Below are 845 nucleotides of genomic sequence, written 5' to 3' on the forward strand. Positions count from 1 at the left end.
CCGTCATTTTTGTCTTGAATGTACTGAGCTGCCATCCAGGTATTGATTCCCAATTTGGAAGTCTGTTGGTTTTGACTTCTAAAATCGGAGGCAAATCTTCGGTCTTCAATTTTTACTTTTCCTACAATGTGATTGGCATTGTGAACTTCGTCGTAAGTCAAATGGTCGAATCCAAAATCTTCCCAATCATAGATTTTACCACGCTTCATTTTCCCCTCGATCTCCTTTTCTTTCTGAAGTTCAATTTGGAGGTCTCTTTCCGTATTGGTAACACCTTTCATTTCGCTTGTAGAGATGTAGCTGAATTTTGAAGAAAGTTCTTCGGTTATTTCTGATGAAAATCCAATATTGTTAAAACCTTCGTAGGTAACAATGGTAATTTCTCCATCTTTATTATCGAATTTTGAAAGGTCAAAATCTTTCCCCAAATTACCTAAAACATTGACTTTCGCATTGGGAATCGTTTCAAAAATCGTTTCCACCCATTGTTTCAAAATACTGTCATTCGGAACTACGATGATTGGTCTTTTCGCATTTCCTCGCTCCATTGCTTCGTGCATAGAAAGGATTCCGGAAAGCGTTTTTCCAAAACCCACTTCGTGCGCCAAAAGTCCAACTCCTTTTGTGGTCTGTCTTCCGATTCCTGCTTTCTGAACTTCGGTCAAACGCAATTCCTGACCTTTGAAATGCAGATAAATTCTGGAAAATAATGGGAATTTAGAATAATCCGGAACGTGGATGTTATTGTAATTGCGGTTAAAGTCTTTTACAAAACGATTTCTAATATCATTGGAAAGTTCTTCCCGAACAAACTTGTAAAACAAATCGTTCGCAGCAGCTTTTCG

Annotated in this window: 1 protein-coding gene; it reads right to left on the reverse strand. The window is 38.0% G+C overall.

Annotated features, from left to right (window positions below; all coding sequences use genetic code 11):
- A partial coding sequence (locus DRF58_RS18145; RefSeq protein ID WP_162300317.1) for a DEAD/DEAH box helicase family protein occupies positions 1-845 on the reverse strand: 845 nt, incomplete at both ends.

Origin of the sequence: Epilithonimonas hispanica (genome assembly GCF_003385395.1) — a bacterium.
Taxonomy (GTDB): domain Bacteria; phylum Bacteroidota; class Bacteroidia; order Flavobacteriales; family Weeksellaceae; genus Epilithonimonas; species Epilithonimonas hispanica.